The organism is Gordonia sp. YY1 (assembly GCF_009872315.1).
In the GTDB taxonomy this organism is placed as follows: Bacteria; Actinomycetota; Actinomycetes; order Mycobacteriales; family Mycobacteriaceae; genus Gordonia; species Gordonia amicalis.
Window position 1 is genome coordinate 407,594 of record NZ_WXYI01000003.1, and the last position, 24,013, is coordinate 431,606.

The 24,013-nt window shown below is 69.3% G+C and carries 6 protein-coding genes; 1 reads left to right on the plus strand and 5 read right to left on the minus strand.

All coding sequences use genetic code 11. The annotated features are described in order from the left end of the window. Positions 1-8: 8 nt before the first annotated feature. From BPODLACK_RS07015 to BPODLACK_RS07025, 3 genes are read right to left on the minus strand one after another with little or no spacing between them, the layout of a single operon-like run. On the minus strand, positions 9-677 hold the full coding sequence (locus BPODLACK_RS07015) for an urea amidolyase associated protein UAAP2 (protein WP_006436941.1): 669 nt from the start codon (positions 675-677) through the stop codon (positions 9-11). A 29-nt stretch (positions 678-706) separates the two neighbouring features. Beyond that, positions 707-1,552, minus strand: coding sequence for an urea amidolyase associated protein UAAP1 (locus BPODLACK_RS07020; RefSeq protein WP_006436942.1), 846 nt, complete (start codon positions 1,550-1,552; stop codon positions 707-709). Positions 1,553-1,574: 22 nt separating this feature from the next. Then, complete coding sequence (locus tag BPODLACK_RS07025; RefSeq protein WP_159404976.1) at positions 1,575-3,122, minus strand: amino acid permease; 1,548 nt, start codon at positions 3,120-3,122, stop codon at positions 1,575-1,577. A gap of 219 nt (positions 3,123-3,341) precedes the next feature. Between BPODLACK_RS07025 and BPODLACK_RS07030 the strand changes: the two genes are divergently transcribed. Further along, positions 3,342-3,983 (plus strand): TetR/AcrR family transcriptional regulator, encoded by a 642-nt coding sequence (locus BPODLACK_RS07030; RefSeq protein WP_159404977.1) that lies wholly within the window; start codon positions 3,342-3,344, stop codon positions 3,981-3,983. A gap of 77 nt (positions 3,984-4,060) precedes the next feature. On the opposite strand, the gene BPODLACK_RS07035 is transcribed toward BPODLACK_RS07030, so the two are convergent. Then, the gene (locus BPODLACK_RS07035; RefSeq protein ID WP_159404978.1) at positions 4,061-5,044 is read right to left on the minus strand and encodes a hypothetical protein; all 984 of its coding nucleotides are present in this window, start codon (positions 5,042-5,044) and stop codon (positions 4,061-4,063) included. 96 nt (positions 5,045-5,140) lie between these two features. After that, positions 5,141-23,509 carry an amino acid adenylation domain-containing protein gene (locus tag BPODLACK_RS07040; protein ID WP_159404979.1) on the minus strand — a complete coding sequence of 6,123 codons (18,369 nt, stop codon included), beginning with the start codon at positions 23,507-23,509 and terminating at the stop codon, positions 5,141-5,143. Positions 23,510-24,013 lie beyond the last annotated feature (504 nt).

Genomic DNA, 24,013 nt, shown 5'->3' on the forward strand with positions numbered 1-24,013 from the left:
CGGAGGTGTCAGGCGGCTGGTCGGGTCACGATGACCCGGACCGCGGTCGGGTCGAATCCGTTGCACGGGTTGTTGATCTGCGGGCAGTTGGAGATCAGCACCAGGGTGTCGGTCTCGGCGCGCAGCGCTAGGCGCTTTCCGGGCGCCGACAGTCCGTCGACGATGCCGAGAGACCCGTCGGGGTCGACCGGCACGTTCATGAAGAAGTTGACGTTGCCGACCAGGTCGGCCTTGCCCAGTCCGTGCCGGCTGCCCTCGATCAGGAAGTTCTCGACACACGCGTGCTGATGCTTGGTGTGGTGGCCGTAGCGGAGGGTGTTGGACTCCTGCGAGCACGCACCACCGACGGTGTCGTGGTTGCCGACCTCGTCGGCGACGATCGTCATCAGCGGGTCGCCCTCCTGGTCGCGGATGACGGTGCCGGTGGTCAGGAAGATGTTGCCCTGCGCGGCGATCGTGGCCTGCGCCGAGTAGCGCTTCGTGTGGTCGTCGGCACCGTAGAAGAGGGTGTCCACGGCCTGGTTGCCGTGTAGGTCGACGATGGTGAGCACGTCGCCGGCCGCGACGACACCCGACCAGGGGCCGCGTTCACCCACGGTGGCGTCGTGGACGACCGTGCCGGTGACGAGGGCGAGGCCGGCGGCGGGTGCCGCGGCGAGATCGATGGTGGCGGTCATGAGTGTTCGGTCCTCTCGGGATGGGGAGCTCAGAAACGAGCCGCGGCCCAGGCGTCTTCGGAGTTGGCGACGGCCCGTTGGTATTCGGGGTCGGTGTGTGCGACGCCGGCCAGCAGCGCATCGAGTTCGGCCTGGGCCTTCCACGCGAGCAACTCGAGCGAGGTGGTGTCGAAGGTCGGCGACGGGTCGACGGGGTGTGCGGTGTTCACGATCGCCACGACGCACGGCAGGTGCAGGATGAGGTCGACCGACTTGTCGGCACCGGCGGAACCGGTGGAGCGCAACGAGCCGTCGTCCTCGACCTTCACCCCGTGGAAGAACGACACCGAGGGTGCGACGTCGGTCGGCGTCAGGCCGTGCTTGGCGGCGGCGAGAGTGAACATCTCGCGTCCCGCCGGGGTTGCCGAATGTACATGTCCGTCGCCGTATTTCGCGATGTTGCCGGCGAGAGTGGTCGTGCCGCAGAGGGCGTCGTGATGGCCGGACTCGTCGGCGACGACGGTCGCCAGGACGCGTCCCTGATCACTCAGCAACGGATGTCCGGCGCCGAGATAGGCCTGCCACGGGACCTTCACCGTGTCGGCGACATTGAGCCGCTCCCACGGTGCGTCGGCGCGCCACAACAGGATGTGGGCGCAGGCCGAACCGGCGACGTCGTGCAGGCGCAGGCGCGTACCGCGGGCCAGGACCTTGCTGGTGTAGCGCCCACCGGGAACGGCCTCGGCCCAGGTCAGGGATGCGGGCTCGATGCCCGCGGGTGGGTTCGGCCAGTTCGACGCCGGGACGACCGGCATGCTGTCGGTGATACGGCCGGCCTGCGACCGGGCATGCTCGCGGGCTCCCGCGGTGGTCCCGGTGGCGGTGATGGTGGTCATTCTCGTGACTCCTCCGAGTTGTTCAGGAAGCGGGGAAGGTGACGGGCTTCGGATGTTCCTTGCCGCGTGGGAAACACGCGATCCCGACGAGGACGGTGACGGCGATGCAGATCGGTCCGGCCCAGCGCAGGATCGGCATCTCGCCCGCGGGATCGAAGACCTCGGCGCGTGGCCAGGCCAGGTTGATCACCATGAGCGCTCCGTAGAGCACCGCGAGAGCGTTGACGACGATCCCGAGGCGACCCAGGCTGAACAGCTTCTTGCCGCCGGCGTCGACGCCGCCCCGGTGCGGCCAGCCCTGGAACCGGCGGTAGAGCATCGGACCGGTGACCGCGAGGTAGGCCAGGTAGATCAGGATGATGCAGACGCTGGCGAGGGTCGCGAAGATCGCGGAGTTGCCCACGTTGACCAGCAGGATGCCGATGCAGAGCACACCGATGAGGATCGACGGCGCGATCGGGGTACCGGTGCGGCGGTTGACGTGGGACAGCTGCGCGGAGAACGGGAGCCGGCCGTCGCGGGCCATCGAGAACATCAGTCGCGAGCACGCGGTCTGGATGGCGAGGGTGCAGATGAAGATCGCCACCGCGACGTCGCACAGCAGGACCTTGCCCCAGAAGCTGCCGAGCACCGAATCCAGGACGTAGGGCAGTCCGCCGGTCGCGAGTTCCTCACCGAGCGTCGGCGCTGCCATGAGCGCACCGAGCAGCATCAGTCCACCGCCGACGGCGGAGACGGTCAGAGCCATCCGGATGGTGCGCGGTGCGACCCGTCGCGGGTCCCGGGTCTCCTCGGCGAGCTCGCCTGCGGAACCGAAGCCGACCATGACATATGCGGCCATCAGGCCGGACACGATGAACGCCCAGATGTAGCCGGGTTGCTGCCCGGGGACGCCGGTGTCGAAGACGACGTCGGGGCCGCGGCGGGCGTGGGTGAACAGCGCGAGGATCACCGCGGTGACGCCGACGAGTTCGCAGATGACGCCGATGCTGTTGACGCGGCTCATCCAGGTGACGCCGACACAGTTGATCGCGGTGACGATCACCAGGAGGATCGACCCGAGCAGCACCGCATTCGCCGCACCGCTGGTACTGGTGAGCGTCGGGTCGTCACCGACGATCTGGAAGCCCGTCCACACCGCAGGCAGGACCACCTGCAGTGCGATGGCCGCCGCGGCGGCGGTGACGATCTGCGCGATCATCATGAACCATCCACCGAACCAGCCGATGACCTCACCGCCCAGGCGCCGGGACCACTGGTAGATGGCACCCGAGATCGGGTACCGCGCAGCGATCTCCGCGAAGCACAGGGCCACCAGGAACTGGCCTGCGTAGACGATCGGCCAGGTCCAGAAGAACGCCGGTCCACCGAATCCGAAGCCGAGTCCGAAGAGCTGGAAGATCGTGGTCAGGATGGAGACGAACGAGAAGCCCGCGGCGAAGGAGGCGAATTTGCCGAGCGAGCGGTGCAGCTGCTGCTCGTAACCGAATTCGGAGAGGTCGTCGGCGTCGAGGTCGCCGGCCGGCGCGGTGGCCGGTGGCGCGACAGCCGTTTCCGGGGTTGAGGTCATGGTGCGTTCTTTCTTGTCGAGGAGCTCCTCGTCGAGCGCGAATCTGTCAGTTGACAGATAAGCGAACGCACATTTCTTGCGGTTGACAGTTTTGTTCCGACCGCGAAAACGGGCGTAACGAGTGCGTTAATCGATGCAGGTCGAGGTATCGCAACGGCCTCCGGAGTCGCTCACACATGGTCCACTGGGTCGAGAACATCCACCAACGCAGGAGGAATCATGGCGACCGGCACGCGCTCGGCCACCACATCCGGCGGTCCCGGGCGCCCACGCCTGGTGCCGTCGAGACGTCGGGGCGAGACCGCCCGCGACGAGATCCTCGACGCCGCCGCCGAGCTCTTCACGCGCCACGGCTACACCGGGACATCGACGCGGATGATCGCCGAGGCCGTGGGCATCCGTCAGGCATCGATGTACCACTACTTCGGCACCAAGGACGACATCCTCGCGAACCTGCTGGAGACGACCGTGCTCGCCTCGGTCGAACAGGCCCGCGCTCTGCTCGACACCGAGGGACCGGCGTTGGATCGGCTGCTCACACTGGCCCGGTTCGACGTGGAACAGCTCGCCCGCGCACGCTGGAACCTCGGCGCGCTCTATCTGCTACCCGAGGTGGGCGAACCCCGATTCGTCGAATTCCGCTCCGCGCGACAAGAACTCGCCGCCGCCTATGCGGCGCTGACGTCCGCGGCGCTGGGCGATCCGGCGGACAAGCGCTGTCTGCTGCCGTTCCGCCTCGTGGAGTCGGTCATCATGATGCGCGCCGACGAACAGCGCGGCGAGCTCGGCAGCCACACCGCCGAGGGTCTCGTCGGCACGATCGTCGGCGCGATCCGGATGCTGACCGAACACCGGCCCTGACCGGCCGACGGCCCAGCGGAGAGCAGAACGACCCTGGCGCAGTAGGTCACTGCGCCAGGGTCGTTGCTCTGGTCCGATCAGCAGCTGCCGACCACACCTCCCTGTAACGCGACCTCCGCCATCCGCAGCAGCGAACACGGCACCGCATCGCGACGGGCGGACTGGGCGGGCGCGATCCTCTTCACCGCCGGCGTCGGCGTCACGCGCCGAACCGCGGGCACCGGGGCCGACCGCGTGACGGCGGACACCGGGGTCAGCTGCCTGATGGCGGTCGCCGGTACCGGCGGGGCCACCTGGGCCGGAGCCCGGTCGAGAGAGACCGACGTCGGCTGGGGACGCGTGGCCGGCTTCCGGTTGAGCGGCACCTTCCACCCCTTGTCGTAACCGTGCGCCGCTCCGATGGCGACACCGGCCGCGACTGCCGGCAGCGCGACCAGAGTGGCGACGACAGCGGTCCCGACCAGCGGACCCACGACGAGACCGGTAGGCCAAAGCGGAAGTGTGAGAACGAGTCCGAGTCCACCACCGACCACACCGCCGACGGCCAAGGCCAGCGGAGCCGCGACACCGGCGCCGATCACACCACCGACCGCGGCGTCGCCGACCATCTGTTCGGCGACCTTGTCCGCACGAGCCACCGAAACCCCGTTGCTGCGCAGGACGTCGGAGATACCCGCCACGAGTTCACCCGAGCCGGCACTGATGTCCCCGGCCAGCTGCCGGGACACGACGCTGGGGCGACGTAGCTCGAGATTGCCGATACGCACGACGTCACCGGTTCCGGCCGCTCGATCGGCGACCCGACGGGCGGGCCCCAGCGGCGTCGGATGCACCGACACATCACCCGGCAGAACCCGCGGCCAGGTCGACGTCACGACCGACTCCTGGTTCCCGCCAACGGCCTTCGACACCACCACCTGGGACACCGGACGAAGGTCCGGCAACCTCCCGATCGGCGGGGCCCCGGCGAGAATCCCCGCCGGGGCGAGGTCCGGTGTCGGCGGCCCGGCCCCTGGAGTGGCTGCGTCGGCAGGTGCGGTCACCGCGAACGACGCGGCCATCGCACATCCCAACAGTACGACCGCTGGGCGTCGAACGCGCAAGCCCTGGAAGCGCATTCGGTGTAGCTCGGTCGAAGTCCCTGACCTGCTCATGGACTACCTCATTTCTGGATGGTGAATCTCCCCTTGTTGAAAAACGCTAGACCCGGAACGGCCGTCCTCGTGGCCGTTTTCGCGAGTCATGTATTCGTCGAGAATCGCGGCGATCCGGATGATCGCCTCGTTCTCGGTCATCCCGAGGTGGTGCACGTCGACGTCGACGTTCGAGATGTTCCCGCGGACATACGGTGCCCATCCGTCGTGCCCCACCGCGTCCGCACGACGGTCGCGGACCGCGGTGAAGTACCGCAGGTCGACGTCGACGACGGGTGGCTGCCAGTCCCCGGTCGCCCGGATCAGCATGTTGTACGCCTCGGTGAGGTTCTCGATGGATTCGGCGTCGATGCCGAGTCCGCCGCCGAGACGCGCGGCGATCTGTTCGGCCGCCTCCTCCGCGGTCGCGTCGGCGCTGACGAAGTCGATGCCGAGGACCGGTCCGAGGTTGCTGATGAGTTCACCGGCCGTGATGGTGGTGATCGCCTCGGTGTCGACCGCGTCGGCCTCGGTGTCGAGCATCGCGAGCAGCGCGACCTCTTCCCCTGCTGCCCGCATCTCCGCGGCGACCGCGTGCGCGATCGTGCCGCCCAGCGACCACCCCATCAGGTGGTACGGCCCGTGCGGCTGCACGGTGCGGATCTCGTCGAAGTAGCGGCGGGCGAGCCCGGCCACGGTTGTGGGACCGTCCTTCTCGCCACCGATCTGTGGTGCCTGCAGGCCGTACACCGGTCGTCCGGACGCGAGGTGCCGGCCGAGGGTGTGATAGGCCCACGAGAGCCCGGACGCGGGATGAACGCAGAACAGGGGCGGCCTCTCACCGCCCGGCCGGATCGGCAGCAGGACGTCGAACCCCAGCGGTGGCAGCGCGTCGAGTTCCATGGATTCGCCGGTGCCTTCGCCGTTGCCCATCCCGTCCTCGATCCGCCGGGCCAGATCGGCCGGACTCGACGCCGACAGCATCCACCGGACGGGGATGTCCATGTGCAGTTCGCTCTTCAGGTCGTTGACCACCTGGACCGACCGCAGCGAGTTGCCGCCGAGTTCGTAGAAGTCGTCGTCGACCCCCACCCGTGGCACCCCCAGGACGTGTTCGAAGGTGCGGACAATCTCACCTTCCAGCCAGGTCGACGGCTCGCGGAACTCCGCGGTGTTCAGCGCCGGCTTCGGCAGGCGCTTGCGGTCGAGCTTGCCCGACGCGGTCAGCGGCACCGTGTCCAGCACCAGCACCGCGGTGGGCATCATGTACCCCGGCAGTTCCGTCGACGCGTAGGCCGTCACCTCGTCGGTGTCGAAGTCGGCGGCGTCCGGGGAGTCGATGCCCGGGGTCGCGGGCACCAGGTAGACCGCGAGGAACTCGACGGTGTCGGTCGAGGTGACCGTGGCGACCGCGCGGGCGACCTTCGGGTGTTCGGCGAACACCGCCTCGATCTCCCCGAGCTCGATTCGCAGGCCACGCAGCTTCACCTGGAAGTCGCTGCGGCCCAGGTACTCCAGATCCCCGCTCGGCCGGCGGCGCACGAGGTCGCCGGTGCGGTACATCCGCTCCCCCGGCGCGAACGGGTCGGGTACGAAGCGTTCCGCGGTCAGGCCGGCTCGTCCGTGATAGCCACGAGCCACCTGGGTCCCGGACAGATACAGATCGCCGGTGACGCCCGTCGGTACGGGCTGCAACCGCGAATCGAGAACGTAGGCACGGGCATTCCACACCGGCTTGCCCATCGGCACGGCCCCGGTGTCGTCGGGATGCGCGGCATACGCGGTGGCGTGCACCGTGAACTCCGTCGGACCGTAGAGATTGTGCAGTTCCACCCCGGGCAGCATCCGCCGCGCCGCGGCGACCACGTCCGGGCCGAAGGCCTCGCCCGCCACGAGGAGCGCCCGCAGCGAATCCAACGAGCCGGTGGTCGCGGCGCCCGCGAACACCGCCAGCATCGAGGGCACGAACGAGGTGATGGTCACGCGCTCCCGGGCGATCGTGTCGGCGAGGTAGTCGGTGTCGGTGTGTCCGTCCGACCGCGCGATCACGAGGCGCGCTCCCACCGCGAGGGTGGCGAACAGCTCCCACACCGAGACGTCGAACGTGGCCGGCGTCTTCTGGAGGACGACGTCGGTGACGTTCAGCTCGTACTCGTCGCTGATCCAGAGAACCTGGTTCACCACCGAACGGTGCGACACGGCGACGCCCTTCGGCCTTCCGGTGGAACCGGAGGTGAACAGGACGTAGGCGAGATGGTCCGGTGTCAGCCGACCGAGCCGGTCGTCGTCGGTCAGCGGCGCATCGTCGAAGGCGTCGAGTTCGACGCCGTCGAGCGATGTCAGGACCACGACCGGGTCGGCGCACTCCAGCATGTAGTCGATCCGCTCGGCCGGATGATCGGGATCGACCGGGACGTACGCTCCACCGGCGGCGTGCACCGCGTACATCGCGGTCACCTGGTCCAGCGAACGCCGCATCCGCAGCGCCACCAGTGAATCCGGGCCGACCCCGCGGGAGACGAGCCACCGGGCCAGCCGGTTGACGCGGCCGGCGAACTCCGCGTAGGTCAGGACGGTCTCGCCGGCGGTGATCGCCGGGCTGTCGGCGAACCGGACCGCGGAATCGGCGAAGAGCGACGCCAGCGTCGCCGTCGGATCGATCGCGTGGGCGGTCTCGTTGCACCGCACCAGGACCGCGTCCCGTTCCGAGTCGTCGAGCAGGTCGACCTCGTGCACTCCTCGCGCGGGATCCTCGGCGAGCGCGGTGAGCATCCGCATCAGGCGTTCGCCGAAGCCGGCGACCGTCGATGCGTCGAAGAGGTCGGTGGCGAAGGTGATCCCGCCTCGGAGACCGGCCGGCGCGCCGCTCGCGTCGTAGGTGTCCGACACCGTCACCTGCAGGTCGAACAGCGACATCCCGGTGTCCGGCTCGACGGCGGACGCCGACAGCTCCGGTAGTTCGATGTCTGCCGAGGCGGTGTTCTGGAACGCGAGCATCACCTGGAACAGCGGGTTGTAGGCGTCGGACCGGACCGGGTTGAGCTCCTGGACGAGTCGCTCGAAGGGGACGTCCGAGTGGCCGAAGGCCGCCAGATCGGTGTCTCGTACGTCGTCGATCAGTTCCCGCAACGACATGCCCGGCCGCAGCTGTGTGCGGAGGACCAGGGTGTTGACGAACATGCCGATCAGATCGTCGAGTTCGCGCTCGCCTCGCCCGGCGTACGGGGTGCCGATCGACACGTCGTCGGTCGCCGCGAGCCGGGCCAGGAGTGCCGCCAGCGCCGCGTGGAAGACCATGAACAGCGTGGTGTTGTGGGCACGCGCGACCTGCTGCAGCGCGGCGTGCAGATCGGCGTCGACGGTCAGCGGCACGTTGCCGCCGGTGTAGGACTGTGTCGGCGGCCGCGTGCGGTCGGCGGGCAGTTCGAGCAGCGCAGGCGCGTCGGCCAGCTGCCTGGTCCAGTAGTCGATCTGCGCATGCAGGAGCGAGTCGGGGTCATCGGCTGCACCGAGGACCACCCGCTGCCAGAGCGCGTAGTCCGCGTACTGCACCGGCAGCGGTTCCCAACCGGGTTCCCCACCGTTCGTGCGGACCGCATACGCGTTCATCAGATCGCGGGCGAGCGGCGTCAACGACGAACCGTCGGCACCGATGTGATGGATGACGACCGCGAGCACCCACTCGTCGTCGCCGAGCGAGAACAGGCTGATCCGCACCGGGACCTCCGACGTCACGTCGAAGGGCCTGGCCAGCAGCCGGGACATCGCCTGCGGCATCTCCGATTCGGGAACCGACGTGACGACCACCGGGACACGGTCACCGGTGGGCGGCAGGATCACCTGCGTGGGTTCGGCATCCACGTAGGGGTAGACCGTGCGCAGGATCTCGTGACGGTCGACGACGTCTCCGACGGCCGACCGGAGGGCGTCGACGTCGAGGCGTCCGGACAGCCGTACGACGATCGGGATGCTGTACGCCGGCGAGTCGGGTTCGATCCGGCTGAGGAACCACATCCGCTGCTGCGCGTACGAGAGCGGGATGCGTGCGGGTCGTTCCAGCGATCCCAACGGGATCCGGCCGATGGCCGTGTGGGATTCGGCCCGTGCCGCCAGCTTCGACACCGTCGACGCCTCGAAGATCATCGACACGCCGACGTTGGTGCCCAGGGCCGCGCCGATCCTCGACACGACACGGGTCGCGGCGAGACTGTTGCCGCCGAGGTCGAAGAAGTCGTCGTCGGCACCGACCCCGCCCTCGATCCCGAGGACCTCGGCGAAGACCCCCGCGACGATCTCCTCCACCGGGGACGCCGGGGCGCGGAATCGCCGGGTGGTGATCAGCGGTGCGGGAAGGGCCTTGCGGTCGAGTTTCCCGCTCGGCGTCAACGGGATCTCGTCCAGAACCATGACCGCGGCCGGGACCATGTACGGCGGCAGCGAGTCCAGGAGGAGGGCACGCAGCTTCTCGCCCGAGACCACCTCACCGGGAGTGGGCACCACATAGGAGACCAGCCGCATGCCGACCCCGCTGTCGCGGCGCGGCACCGTCACCGCGAACGACACCCCGGGGTGCTCCCCCAGCGTGGCGTCGATCTCGCCGAGCTCCACCCGGAAGCCGTGGATCTTGACCTGGAAATCGTTGCGTCCCAGGAACTCCAACGATCCGGCGGCATTCCAGCGGACGACGTCACCGGTGCGGTACATCCGCTCCCCGGCCCGACCGTGGGGATGGGCCACGTAACGCGATGCCGAGACGCCGGGCCGGTTCAGATAGCCACGGGCCAGCGCCGGACCGGCCAGGTAGAGTTCGCCTGCCACGCCGACCGGGACGGGCTGCATCCGCGCGTCCAGGACCAGGGCCTGCATCCCGGCCATCGGGGTACCGATCGTCGACCGTTCCCCCGCCTTCAGCGGCTCGGTCGCAGTGGCGACGATCGTGGCCTCGGTGGGGCCGTACAGCACTCGGAATCGGCGTGCGCGGGCCGGATCGTCGCCCACCCACCGGGTGATCAGGTCCGTCGGCACCTCGTCGCCGCCGGACATCACCTCTCGCAGGTCGTCGAGACCCGCGGGATCGACCGACGCCAGCGCCGCGGGGGTCACGAACGCGTGGGTGACGCGTCGGCTGCGGAGGAAGTCGCCGAGTTCGCTGCCGCCTCGTACGTCGGTCGGCGCCACCACGAGTGCCGACGACGAACTGATCGCCAGCAGGATCTCGAGCAGGGATGCGTCGAAGGACGGCGAGGCGAAATGCAGGACCCGGGAGTCGGGTCCGCTCGCGGGATCGACGAACAGCGAGGACAGATAGTCGGCGACCCCGGCGTGGGTGACCGCGACGCCCTTGGGCACCCCGGTCGATCCGGACGTGAACACGACCCAGGCCGTGTTCGCTGCGCGCACCGGCCGGATCCGTTCGGCCTGTCCGACCTCGCCGTCGTCCAGCGCGTCGATGCGCGCGGCGTCGGCGGGATCGTCCGCGACGACCCAGTCGATCGTCCCGGGTAGTCCGGCGCGTGCGCCGAGCGTCGTGATACCCAGCGTCGCACCGGAATCGGTGACCATCTGACCGATCCGGGCGGTCGGGTAGTGCGGGTCGACCGGCACGTAGGCGGCGCCGGACTTGACCACGGCCCACCAGGCGATGACGGAGTCCAGGGACCTCTCGACCGCGACGGCGACCGGCTGTTCGGGTGCCGTACCCCGTCGGATGAGGTGCCGTGCCAATCGATTCGAGCGTCGGTCGAGTTCGGCGTAGGACAGCTCGACGCCACCGGCGACCACCGCCGGCCCGTGCGGGTTCCGCCGAACCGCAGCGGCGAAGACCTCCGGCAGGAGTACCGATGAGGGCGGCGCCTGGTCACCGGGGAGCCGCGGCCGTCCGACACGGGAGAGCAGGTCGGTGCGTTCCGCGGAGTCGAGCCAGTCGATCTCGCCGACGGGTGTCTCCGGATCGTCGACGATCGCTTCCAGTATCCGGCACAGACGCTTGACGAAGCCCTGGACCGTCTCCGGGTCGAAGAGGTCGTGCGCGAACATCATCGCGCCCGAGATGCCCTTCGCCGCACCGTTCTCGCCGTAGGCGTCGGCGACCACGAGCTGTAGGTCGAACTGGCAGACACCGGTGTCGGCCTGCACCCGCGACACGGTCACCTCGGGCAGTTGCACGTCGACCTTGGAGAGGTTCTGGAAGGCGAGCGCCACCTGGAACAACGGGTGGTGTGCGGTCGAGCGTTGTGGGTTCAGCTCCTCGACGATCCGCTCGAACGGGACGTCGCCGTGCTCGTAGGCATGCAGGTCGGTGTCCCTGACCTCGCCGAGAAGTCCGGCGAAGGACTGATCGCGGTCGAGGGATGTGCGCAGCGCGAGCGTGTTCACGAACATGCCGACGAGCGGTTCGAGTCCCGGCTCGCCGCGGCCGGCGACGGGGGTCCCGACGACGATGTCGTCGCCACCGCTCAAGCGGCCGAGAAGCGTGGCCAGCGCGGCGTGCAGGACCATGAACAGCGACGCGTTCCGCGATCGCGCCAGTTCCAGCAGGCGGCCGTGGAGCCGGGCGTCGATCTCCACCGGGACGTGGCCGCCGGACAGACTCGCCACCGCAGGTCGCGGACGGTCGGTGGGGAGATCCAGCACATCCGGGATCTCGGCCAGCGTCGACCGCCAGTAGTCCAGCTGCGCGTGCATGAGGGACTGCGGATCGTCGGGCTCACCGAGCACCCGACGCTGCCAGAGCGCGTAGTCGGCGTACTGGACCTCGAGCGGTTCCCAGGCCGGTTCCTGTCCGGCGAGCCGGGCTGCGTAGGCGGACATCACATCCCGTGCCAGCGGCGCCATGGACTGTCCGTCACCTGCGATGTGGTGCACGACCAGGATCAGCAGGAACTCTCCGGCCTGGTCCAGGAAGGGACCGCCGACCGCGGTGCCGGGCTCGCCGATGCGCAGGAGTCCCACGCGGATCGGCACCCTCGTGGTCACGTCGAAGCCGCGACGTACGAACTCGCCCACCGCGTCTTCGACGGCGCTCTCGGGCACGTACCGGATCTCCACCGCTGCTGCCACGTGGTCGAGCACCAGCTGGTGCGGCTCACCGGCGTCGTCCGGGTAGATCGTCCGCAACACCTCGTGCCGGCCGATCACGTCGGCGAGCGCATCCTCCAGCGCCGCGATGTCGAGGTGTCCGGCCAGCTTCAGGATCACCGGGATGTTGTACGCGGGTGATTCCGGCTCCATCCGGTTCAGGAACCACATGCGCTGCTGCGCCAGCGACAGCGGGAGGCGCTCCGGTCGCGGGCCCGGGATCAGCGGTGCCCGCTGTCCTTCGTGCAGCGATCCGGCGAGCGCGGCCAGGCTCGACACGGTGGGCGCCTCGAACAGGGCGCGCACCGGGACACGGACGCCCAACGCCGCACCCACTCGCGCGGCGACCACCGACGCGCTCAGCGAATCGCCGCCGAGGGCGAAGAAGTCGTCGTCGGCACCGACCCGAGCGATGTCCAGGACTTCCTCGAAGGCGGTGGCCACCGCGGACTCCGCGGGATTCGACGGTGCCCGGAACTCCGTTGCGGCGAACACCGGTGCGGGCAACCGGCTCCGGTCCAGCTTGCCGGTCTGTGTGCGCGGGACCTCGTCGAGTACGACGACCGCGGCCGGGACCATGTATGCGGGCAGCCGCTGCGACAGCGACTCCCGCAGGTCGTCGCCGGAGCACTCCGCACCCGGTACCGGCACGACGTAGGACACCAGCGTCCGCGGCATCCCGTTGTCACTGCGGGCGATTGTGGCTGCGTACGCCACGTCCGAGCGACCGCCGAGGAGCGCGTCGATTTCCCCGACCTCGATCCGGGTACCGCGGATCTTGACCTGGAAATCGTTGCGTCCCAGGAACTCCAGCTGGTTGTCGACGGTGCGCCGGACCAGGTCGCCGGTCCGGTACATCCGGTCGCCGGTGTCACCGAACGGGCACGCGACGAACCGGGCCGCGGTCGTCGTCGCGTTCCCGACATAGCCGTCGGCCAGTCCGGGTCCGAACAGGTACAGCTCGCCGACGACGCCCTGGGGCACCGGGCGCATCCAGGTGTCGAGCACGGCTGCGGCGACCGGACCGACCGCGCGGCCGATCGTCACCCGGCCACCCGGTTCGAGCGGTTCGCTGGCCGTGGCCCAGATGGTGGATTCGGTGGGGCCGTAGAGGTTGATCATGGCGCGTCCCGGCGCCCACCGCGCGATCAGCTCGGGGCCGACGGCCTCGCCGGCGGTCGCGAGGACACGCAGCGTGTCGAGTCCCGCATCGGGCACGGTCGCCAGAGCCGAGGGCGTCACCACCACGTGGGAGACATGTTCCCGACGGATCAGCTCGGCGAGTTCGGGGCCGCCGTAGACATCCGGCGGCGAGACGACGAGGCGCCCACCGGAACCGTGCGCCATCAGCATCTCGAAGACCGAGGCGTCGAAGCTCGGTGAGGCCACCTGCAGAACGCTCGACGTGGCATCGCAGTCGAGGATGCGATGCTGTGCGTCGACGAGCCGCGCCAGGCCGCGGTGGCTGACCAGCACGCCCTTCGGCGTGCCGGTCGAACCGGAGGTGTAGATCACGTAGGCGGTCTGTGCGATCCGGATCGGACCGCCCCGCTCCACATCGCTGATCGGCTCGGCGGCTTCGGCGTCGAGCATGCACAGGTGCCGTTCGTCGTCGAGTTCGAGCCACTCGACGCCGGGGGGCACGCCGGGACCGTCCAGGGTAGCGGTCCCGGCGTGCGTGAGACCCAGCCTGACATCGGCATCGGAGAGCAGGTATCCGATCCGTTCAGCAGGCAGGGTCGGGTCCACCGGCAGGAATGCCGCACCCGTCTTGGCCACCGCCCAGAGGGCGACGACCGCGTCGAGCGATCTCGGCAACACACAGGCGACCACGTCGTGCGACCGGACTCCTTGGCGCAACAGGAATCTGGCCATTCGGTTCGACCGCTCGTCGAGCCAGCGGTACGACACCGACGCGCCACACGTCACCGCGATCGCGTCGGGGTGGCGGGCGACGGATGCGGCGAGGATGTCGGGCAACGTCTCCGGGTGGTGACCCCGCAGCGGCGCCGGCCGATCCCGCTCGCCGCCGACATGCGCGAGCATGCCCAGGCGCGCGTCGGGGTCGTCGGCGATCCGGGACAGGCACTCGACGAAGAGGTCGACGATCTCCCGCGCCCGGCTGGGGTCGAAATCGTCACGGCGGAAGCGAAGGGTGATGGACAGGCCCGGTTCGCCCTCCCCCGCATCGTTTTTCGGTGCCACGACCAGACTCAGGGGGTACGGGGTGGCGTCGACGCCGGTGAGCCCGTCGACGCGGAGACCCGCCGACGAGACGAGTTCCTGCAGGCTCGACTCGCGCAGGGGGAAGGACTGGAAGGCGAGCGCGGTGTCGAACATGTCGGCCAGCCCCACCGCGCGGTGGATGGCGGGAAGGCCCACGTAGTGGTGGTCGAGCAGTTCGGCGTTGTGGTCCTGGGCCTCGACCAGCAACTCCCGCAACGACGTCGAGGGATCGAGCCGGACCCGGACCGGGACGGTGTTCAGGAACATCCCGAGGGCCTGGCCGACCCCCGGCAGTTCCGGCGGGCGTCCGGCGACGGCCGAACCGAGGATCACGTCGGTCTCACCGGTCAGCACACGCAGGACGAGTGCCCATGCCGTGGACACCGCGGTACCGACGGTCACCGCGGAATCGGCGGCCACGGAGCGCAAACGCAGGAACTCCTGTGCGGGCAACTCCGCGCCGACCTCGCCGGCCCGATCTCCCGACATCGCGGCACCGTTCCGGCTGACGCGGGTCGCCGCGTCGACGTCGGCGTAGGCCCGTGTCCACGCCGCGATGGACGCGTCGTGGTTCTGCTCGGCCAGCCAGCGCAGGTAGTCGCGGTAGGAGGGGGCCGAGCCGGCCGTGTCGATACGCTCCGGCTCGCCGTAGAACTCGAGGAGTTCACCGATGAGCAGCGGCATCGACCAACCGTCGAGGATCACGTGGTGATTGGTGATGTGCAGCGCGAACGCCTCGGCCTCGAGACGGACCAGGGTGAACCGGATCAGCGACGGGATGCTCAGGTCGAACCCCGCGGCGGCGTCCTCGGCGGCGATGCGTTCGGCTTCCTCCCGGGCCCGGTCGGCGGACCGGCCGGTGAGGTCGATCTCGCGGAAGGCGACGTCGGTGTGCCCGACCACGACCTGGCGTGGGCCCCGGGAGGTCTCGACGAAACCGGCGCGCAAGATGTCGTGACGGTCGACGAGCGCCTGTGCGGCACGACGCAACCGCGCGCCGTCGAGGTACCCCGACAGCCGGATCGTCGACTGCACGGTGTAGTTGTCCGAAGCGTCGGGATCGAGCGTGGAATGGAAGTGGATGCCGGCCTGCGTGGGCGACAGCGGCCAGATCTCGGCCAGATCCGGGTAGCGATGGTGGAGGAGCTCCGCATCGGAGTCGCAGACATCCCCGAAGTCGTTGTCGGAGAGCGCATCGCGGTTCTCCAGAGGTGCGACGTCGGTCTCGACTGCTCGAGCGGGGTCGCCGGACTCGGGGCCGTCGAGGTCGGCGAGGGCCGCCAGCGCGGCGACCGTCTTCGCCTCGAAGACCTGGCGGCCGGTGATCGTCAGTCCGACCGACTTCGCCAGTGCCACGAGCTGCATCGAGACGATGCTGTCGCCGCCGAGGGCGAAGAAATTGTCGTCGGCGGTCACCGTGTCGACGTCCAAGACCTCGGCGAACAGCCGGGCGACGAGCTTCTCGGTGGGGGTTGACGGCTCTCGACCGCCGGCGCTCTCGGCGCGGAAGTCCCACGCGGGGAGCGCCTTCTGATCAACCTTGCCGGTGCGGGTGACCGGCATCGCCGGCAACTCGAGGATGACGGTCGGCACCATGTAGCGCGGCAGGGATTCCGCGAGGTCCGTGCGCAGCGCGGTCACGTCGAGCTGCTCCCCCGGCGTGCCGACCACATAGGACACGATGACCGGCCGGCCCGCCGGTCCCGGCTGGACCAGGGTGACGGCCTGCGCGACCGCGTCGTGCCGCGCGAGATGTGCGTCGATCTCGCCGGTCTCGATACGCAGACCGTGGATCTTGACCTGCTGGTCGTTGCGTCCCAGATAGTCCAGTTCGAGTCCGCCGCGTCCTCGGATCCACCGCACCTGGTCACCGGTGCGGTAGATGCGCTCGCCGGTCGCCGACCGGGGATCGGCGACGAACCGGGATGCGGTGAGGTCGGGACGGTCGAAGTACCCGCGGGCCAGACCCGGTCCGCCCAGGTACAGTTCGCCGGACACGCCGACCGGCACCGGCCGCAGCCATGCGTCGAGCACCACCGCAGACACCCCGCGGACCGGCCCGCCGATGGTCACCGGTTGTCCGGGCTGCAGGTCGTCGGCCGCGGTGGCCCAGATCGTGCATTCGGTGGGGCCGTAGTGGTTCATCAGCCGGCGTCCGGGGGCCCAACGGTTCACGATGTCCGCGCCGGTCGCCTCCCCGACCACCGCGATCGTCGTGAGCGACGGCACGCGTGCGGGGTCCATGGTGTTGAGGGCGGTCGGGGTGATGATCGCGCACAAGATCTCCTCGGTCCGCACCAGTTCCTCGAGATCGGTTCCGCCGTAGACGTCCTGGGGCGCCACCACCAGACATGCCCCGTTGCCGTGCGCGAGCAGCACCTCGGAGACGCAGGCGTCGAAGCCCGGAGACGACACCTGCAGCACTGCCGAACCCGGTTGCACGCCGAAGTAGTCGCCCAGTTCGGTGACCCGGTCTCGCAGGCCCCGGTGATCGATGTGGACCGCCTTCGGCCGTCCGGTCGATCCGGAAGTGAAGATCAGGTACGCACTGCTGTCGGCCTCCACCGTGGTCGTCGACCAGTCCGCTTCCGCCCCTTCGTCATCCGCCTGTCCGGCGGCGTCCAGAACGAGCCAGTCGACGGAATCCGGGAGGTTCTTCGTGACCTCTTCGACCGTGATGCCGAGCGTGCAGTGCGAGTCGGCCAGCAACTCGGCCAGGCGGTATGCGGGATTGCCGGGATCGAGGGCGACGAACGCTGCTCCCGACTTGGCCACCGCCCACATGGCGACGATCAGTTCGACCGACCGCGGGAGCGCCAGCGCGACGAACCCCTCGGGTCCGGCGCCGCGGCGCACGAGTTCACGGGCGACACGGTCGGCCCGTCGGTCGAGCTCCCGGTAGGTCAGCGTGCCCTCTCCCGAACGCACGGCCGGCATGTCGGGGTGGCGGCGCGCGGTGTCCGACAGGATGCCCCGGAGCGTCCGCGGTGTCATGGCCGGCGGACCCTCGACGCGGGACAGCGCGGCCCGTTCGGTGTCCCAGCAGGGAGAGACCGCCGCGACCTTCCGGCCCGGGTCCGCCGCGATCTGCCCCAGCAGCATCGCGAAACGTTCGAGCAGGAGTGACGCGCTCTGCGCGTCGAGACGATCGGCGGAGTACTTCAGGATCAGCTCGTAGCGGCCCGGATCGCCCGCCCCCCGTCCGGCGGTCACCGGTCGGGGCGGGGTGACCTGCAGGCTGACCGGATACGGGGTGGCGTCGTGCGCCACGATGCCCTTCCACCGCAACCCGGCATCCGCCAGGGCGCCCGCGACCCCCTCGGCGTCGATGGGATAGGACTCCAGAACCGTGGCGGTGTCGAAGATGTCGGCCATCCCCGCGGCGCGCTGGAGTTCGGCGAGCCCGATGTTGCGGTGCTCGAGCATGGTGGCCTGCTGGGCCTGCGCCCTGGTGAGCAACTCCGTGACGGTCTCGTCGGGATCGAGCCGGACCCGCACCGGCAGGGTGTTGATGAACAGGCCGATCATCCGCTCGATGCCCGCGATGTGCGCCGGCCGATCGGAGACCGTGTTGCCGAACACCACATCCGACCGACCGGTCATGGCGGAGAGCAGCAGTGCCCACGCCACCTGGATGGCGGTGTTCGGGGTGACGCCGTGGGCGCGGCCGAGTCCGAGCACCGCGTCGGTGGTGGCCACGTCGAGATCGAGGTCGACCTGCGCGACGTCGTCCGCGGCGACCCGGTCCGGGTTGCCGGTGAGTCGCGTCGGGCTCTCGATGTCGGCCAGCATCTCCTCCCACGCGGCCGTCGTCGCCTCATGGTCCTGAGAATCCAACCACTGCAGGTACTCCCGGAAGGACCGCGGTGCGGGCAGCCCGGCCGCTCCGCCGTCCGCCGAGTCGGCGATGTACAGCGCGAGCAGGTCGTGGACGAGCAGCGGCATCGACCAGCCGTCGAGCACGATGTGGTGGTTCGTCAGCAGGAGCAGGAACTCGTCGTCGTCGACGCGGATGAGGTGGAACCGCACCAGCGGCGGCTGCGACAGGTCGAAGGGGGTCGCCGACTCGGTGATCAGCCGGCGCAGCTCACGATGCCGCTCCTCGGCGTCGACGATGCCGGTGAGGTCGGAATCGGTCCAGTCGACGGGCACGTCGCGCAGCAGGATCTGGCGTGGACCGGAGCGGGTCTCGACGAAGGCGACCCGGAGACTGTCGTGGCGGTCGATGAGCGCCTGCGCCGCCTGCCGCATCCGTTCCGGCCGGACCGACCCGCCGAGGGTGACCTCTGCCTGCACGACGTAGCCGTCGGCGCCACTCATGCCTCCGGCGCTGTTCTTGGCGTCGATGCCGTCGAAGGTGGCGTGGAACAGGAGTCCGGCCTGCAGGGCGGTCAAGGGCCAGACGTCGACCATCGACGGGTGGTCGCGCAGCCAGCCGTCGATCTCCTCCTGGGTGGTCTCGACGAGCGGGAAGTCCGACGGGGTGTGACCGCCCACGTGATCGGCCTGCGCGAGTCGGGCGAAGGCCTCGAGAGCCTGCACCCACAGCTGCGACAGTTCTTCGGCCTCGGCGCGGTCGAGCACCAGCGAGGCGAATTCGAACACGGCGTCGAGTTCGAGTCCGTCCGGACCCGGCTCGGCGATCGCGTTGATGTCCAGGATGGCCGGCAACGCCATCGACGGGTCGGCCGTCCCGGCCAGCGCGTCGAACTCGCGTGACGGCGTCCACGGTCCCACGAGATCCCGGGTGCCCGCGCGGCCCAGGTAGTTGAAGCTGATCTGCGGTTCGGGACGGTTCTGGAGTTCGTTGCAGCCCACCGGGTCCAGGTGCCGGACCATGCCGTAGCCGATGCCGTTGTCGGGCACCGCGCGCAGTTGTTCCTTCACCCGCTTGATCGCCGCGCCGGCGGCTGCCCCGCCGGCGAAGGCGTCGTCCAGATCGATGCCGGCCAGGTCCAGGCGGACCGGGAAGCGAGAGGTGAACCAACCGACGGTCGCGGTCAGGTCGGCACCGGGGACCGCGGACTCCTCACGACCGTGCCCCTCGAGCGCGATCAGTTCGCTGCCCGATGCCTCACCGCGCAGAGACCGCCAGCGTGCCAGCGCGAGTGCCAGGGCGGCGAGCAGCGGGTCGTTGGGGCTGCCGTGGAACCGGCCGGGGATGGTGGTGACGACCGACTCGGTGACGTCGGCGGGTAGGCGCACACGCACGCGTTCCGCGGTGGCGGTGACGTCGCGATCGGGGTCCAGCGCGCGGGCACCCAGCGGACGGTCACCGGCCGCGAGGATGTCCGACCACAGGTCGAGTTCGGCGGCGGTACGGCCGGAGGACCGTTCGACCAGGCCGTGGACCCAGCGCCGCACGGAGGTCGTCCGCGGGCTGAGCTGCGGGTCGGCGCCCGCCGCGATCTGACCGTGGGCGATCGCGAGGTCGCCCAGGAGGATTCGCCACGACACCCCGTCGACGGCAAGGTGGTGGATGACGAGCCACAACAGATCCGGCTTCGCACCGCCACGGTCCCGCATCCACACGAAACGCGTCAGCAACCCGGCCGTCGGGTCGAGGAGATCGGCCGCGGCCTGCAGGTGTTGGTCGATCTCGTCGGCGTCGCGACGGTCGAGCCACACCTCGGCGAGCGTGGAGTCGACGTCGACCGAGCCCGGTTCCCGCACCTCGACGAACCTCTCGCCCGAGTGGACGTCGCGCAGTACCGCGCGCAGGATGTCGTGACGGTCGACGAGGGCGCCCAGTGCACGAACGAGGTCGGCGCGGTCGAGGTCGTCCGGGAGTTCGACGAGGGCGGCCTGGGCGAAACGGGAAATGTGCCCCCGGTCGAGCATCGCGTGCATGATCGGCGCCAGCGGGAACGATCCGACGCCCGCCCCGGGGAGTTCCTGCAGGGCGTCGTCGTCGGCTGAGTCGGTGGCCCGCACCGCCAGGGCCGCGACGGTCTTGCACTCGAACACGTCCTGGGTCGAGAACGCCAGTCCGGCGGCCTTGGCGCGGGCGACGAGCTCGATCGAGGAGATGCTGTCGCCGCCGAGGACGAAGAAGCTGTCGTCGGCGCCGACCTCGTCGACCCCGAGGACGTCGGAGAACAGCTGTGCCAGTCGGTATTCCCCGGGCGCCGACGGAGGCCGTCCGGTGCGCGCGGACGCGAAGACCGGAGCGGGTAGTGCCTTCCGGTCGACCTTGCCGAACGGGTTGAGCGGCAGGGCGTCCAGCGTGGTGATCACCGCCGGGACCATGTGCGGCGGAAGCGATTCGCGCGCGAATCGGCCCAGCTCCGGGACATCGATCCGGTGGTCGCGGACGGGCGTCACGTAGGACGCGAGGACGGTTGCGCCGGAGTTGTTGCGGACCGGCACGGTGATCGACGCCTCGACGTCCGGGTGACCGATGAGAACCGCGTCGATCTCGCCGGGCTCGATCCGGAACCCACGGATCTTCAGCTGGAAGTCGGTGCGTCCCAACAGTTCGAGCGACAGTGCAGAATCGTCTCCGACCCACCGTGCGAGATCGCCGGTGCGATACATCCGCTCCCCGGGCCGGCCGTGGGGGTTCGCGACGAAATGGTCCGCGGTCTGCGCGAACAGGTTCGCGTAGCCACGCGCAAGACCCGGTCCGGTCAGATACAACTCGCCCGCGGTGCCGACGGGGACCGGCTGCAACGCAGGGTCGAGGATCACCATCGACGCGCCGCGCACCGGCCGGCCGGCCGTCAGACCCTCGGGAGGGTCGAGGACCCCGCTTGCGGCGGTGATGGTCGCCTCGGTCGGTCCGTATTCGTTGATCATCCGCGCGCGCCGCGTCCAGAGTTCGACGATGCGCGGCGCGGTCTTGTCGCCGCCGACCATGACCGCCCGCAGATCGGTCAGCTCCTCGGGCTCGACCGTGGCCAGCATCGCCGGCGTCAACGTCAGGTGGGTGACACCCTCGTCGGCGAGCAGGCGTGTGAGCCGCTCGCCGCCGATCACGTCCGGCGGCACGACGATCAGCGCGGAACCGCTCGCGAAGCAGGTCAGCAGCTGTTCCATCGACGCGTCGAAGCTGGGCGAGAGCGCGTAGGACACCCGCGACTCCGGGTCGAGGCCGTAGGCCTCGGACCGGTCGGAGATCAGGTTCGCGAGTCCGTTGTGCGTGACCTGGACGCCCTTCGGCACACCCGTCGATCCCGAGGTGTAGGTCACGTAGGCGACGTTGTCCGCACGCAGCGGACGAATGCGGTCGCCGTCCCCGATCGCCGGGCCCGAGGCGAGGGCGGCCCCCTCCCCGAGACCGCCCTCCCCTCGGGATTCGTCCCCCCGGGAATCGTCACCGTCGACGAGCACCGTGGGCATCGACTCCGGGAGTCGATCGGTGAACTCGTCGGCGGAGATGGCCACCGCGGCGCCGCTGTCGGCGACGATGTGCTCGATTCGCTTGCGTGGGTAGTCCGGGTCCACCTGGACGATGGCAGACCCGGACTTCGCAACCGCCCACGCGGCGGCGACGGACTCGGCGGACCGTCGGAGAAGTATCGCGACCGACGTGTCCGGCCCGCAGCCCAGGGCGATCAGGCGGCGCGCCATCCGGGACGAGACGGCGTCCAGTTCCCGATAGGTCAGGCGGACTCCGTTCGACGAGATCGCGACCCGGTCGCCGTGACGAGCCACGCTCTCGGCGAGGATGTCCGGAAGAAGCCGCGGCGCAACACCTTCCGGACCACGAACGGGCAGAAGCGCAGCGCGTTCGTGATCGTCGAGCAGGTCGAGCAGACCCACCTGGCGCTCCGGCGGACCGCCGAGGAACTCGTGCAGGAACATCAGGAACCGGCGGTGGTGGTCGGCGAGTTCGGCAGCGGTGTAGACGTTGGGGTTTCCCTGGAAGTCGATGTGCGTGCTGTCGTGCCCCGCACCGGGATAGATGTTGACGAACAGATCCGAGGTGGGCCCGGACGTCAGCACGTGCAGGCGTCCCACCACGTCGCCGAACACGACCTCGCTGTCGACCATCATCAGGTTCACGGCCGGACCGAACGAGGACGCCTCGTCGCGGGCGATCCCCATGTCACGGAAGATGTCCTCCTGGCGGTACCGCTGCCGCCGGAGAGCGCTCAGCAGCTCGCCTTTCACGGCGGTGACGACCTCGCTGAGCGTGTGCCCCGCGACCGGGACCCGGAGCGGCACGACATTCGCCACCATGCCACCCGAGCGACGGAGGACGGCGGAATGCCGGCCCGAGACCGGCAGACCCAGAAGGACCTCGGGACTCCCGGTCATCCGGGCGAGGTAGGCGGCGAAGGCCGCGACGATCACCGGCGTGACCCCGCCGTCATGCGAGGCGTCGTCGAGGAGTCGGGCGGTCTCGTCGGGCAACGGGGTGCTCACGAGGGTCGGATGCAGCGTGGGCTTGCCGAGTCGGCCGGCGAGACTGACCACCGGCGGGGCACCCTCGAGGTGTTCGCTCCAGTACTTCCGGTCGTTCTCGTAGCGGGTCGAGCCGGGATATGACGCGTCCTGCTCGATGATGTCGGCGAGATCGCTTGCCGTGCAAGGCGGTGGGGCCTCGCCTCGGATGCCGGCGTTGTACCGCTCGGTGATGCGCCGGACCATCGTGACCGCCCCGAACCCGTCGAGGGCGATGTGGTGTGCACGCAGGTACCAGAAGTAGTGGTTCGTCCCCACCTGGTACACGATGCTCGTCATCAGATGGTCGACGAGCAGATCCAGAGGCCGCGAGTAGTCCTCCGACATCAGGCGATGTGCGGTCTCGACCGGGTCGGGCTCCCCGCGCAGATCGACGGTGTACACCGGGGCGCTGTGGGCCGCGTCGACGTACTGCCGCGGCTCGCCGTCGACCTCGATCAACCGCAGGTACCCGGAACCGAATTCTCGTCCGGTCGTCCGCGCGGCGTCTTCCAGCACACCGGTGTCGAGTTCACCTTCGATCTCCACGTACTGCGCCACCGAGATCGGCAGGTCACCTGCCACGTGCTGGGCGAACCAGATTCCCCGCTGCGCTGCGGACAGGGGCAGGGTGCCGACCCGTGACCGAGCGCCCGACTCATCGTCGAAGGTTGACTCGAAATTTCTCTCTGAGATGGTCAACGCGGCCTCCCCATGCGTCTTCATCGACTGCATTCGCCGGGCATGGGGGCAGAGCCCTGGCGGAATCTTCAGACCACAAATCGCCAATCCCGCGCCTGACACGAGACCGGGCAAAGTGGCCCCCCTGGATAGTTGTCGCCCCCTCGACAAGAACGGACCCTACTCTCGCGAAACTTTCCGCCACAACGATTTCCGCGAAGACAAACCGCCCGTTATGAACCAGGATGGCAAGGTCTCGAAATGATGACATTCGGCAATTGGTCCAATCGGATGACATTGCCCTGACCGCCTGTTATCCGCGCAGATTTCTGCATCTCCACTGCCGCAGAAACAGATTCGGATCCAGATTCACAAACCCGGGGGTACGGTCCCGAAACCGTTTGTCGGGGAGGTGGTTTCAGGCGACACCGGAAGACGGTTAATAAGCACAAATCGCCCAGAGTGCGCATATCGTCAATCTCATTAGATTGGGTAGCTAATGGGTATGAATAATTTGACTAACGA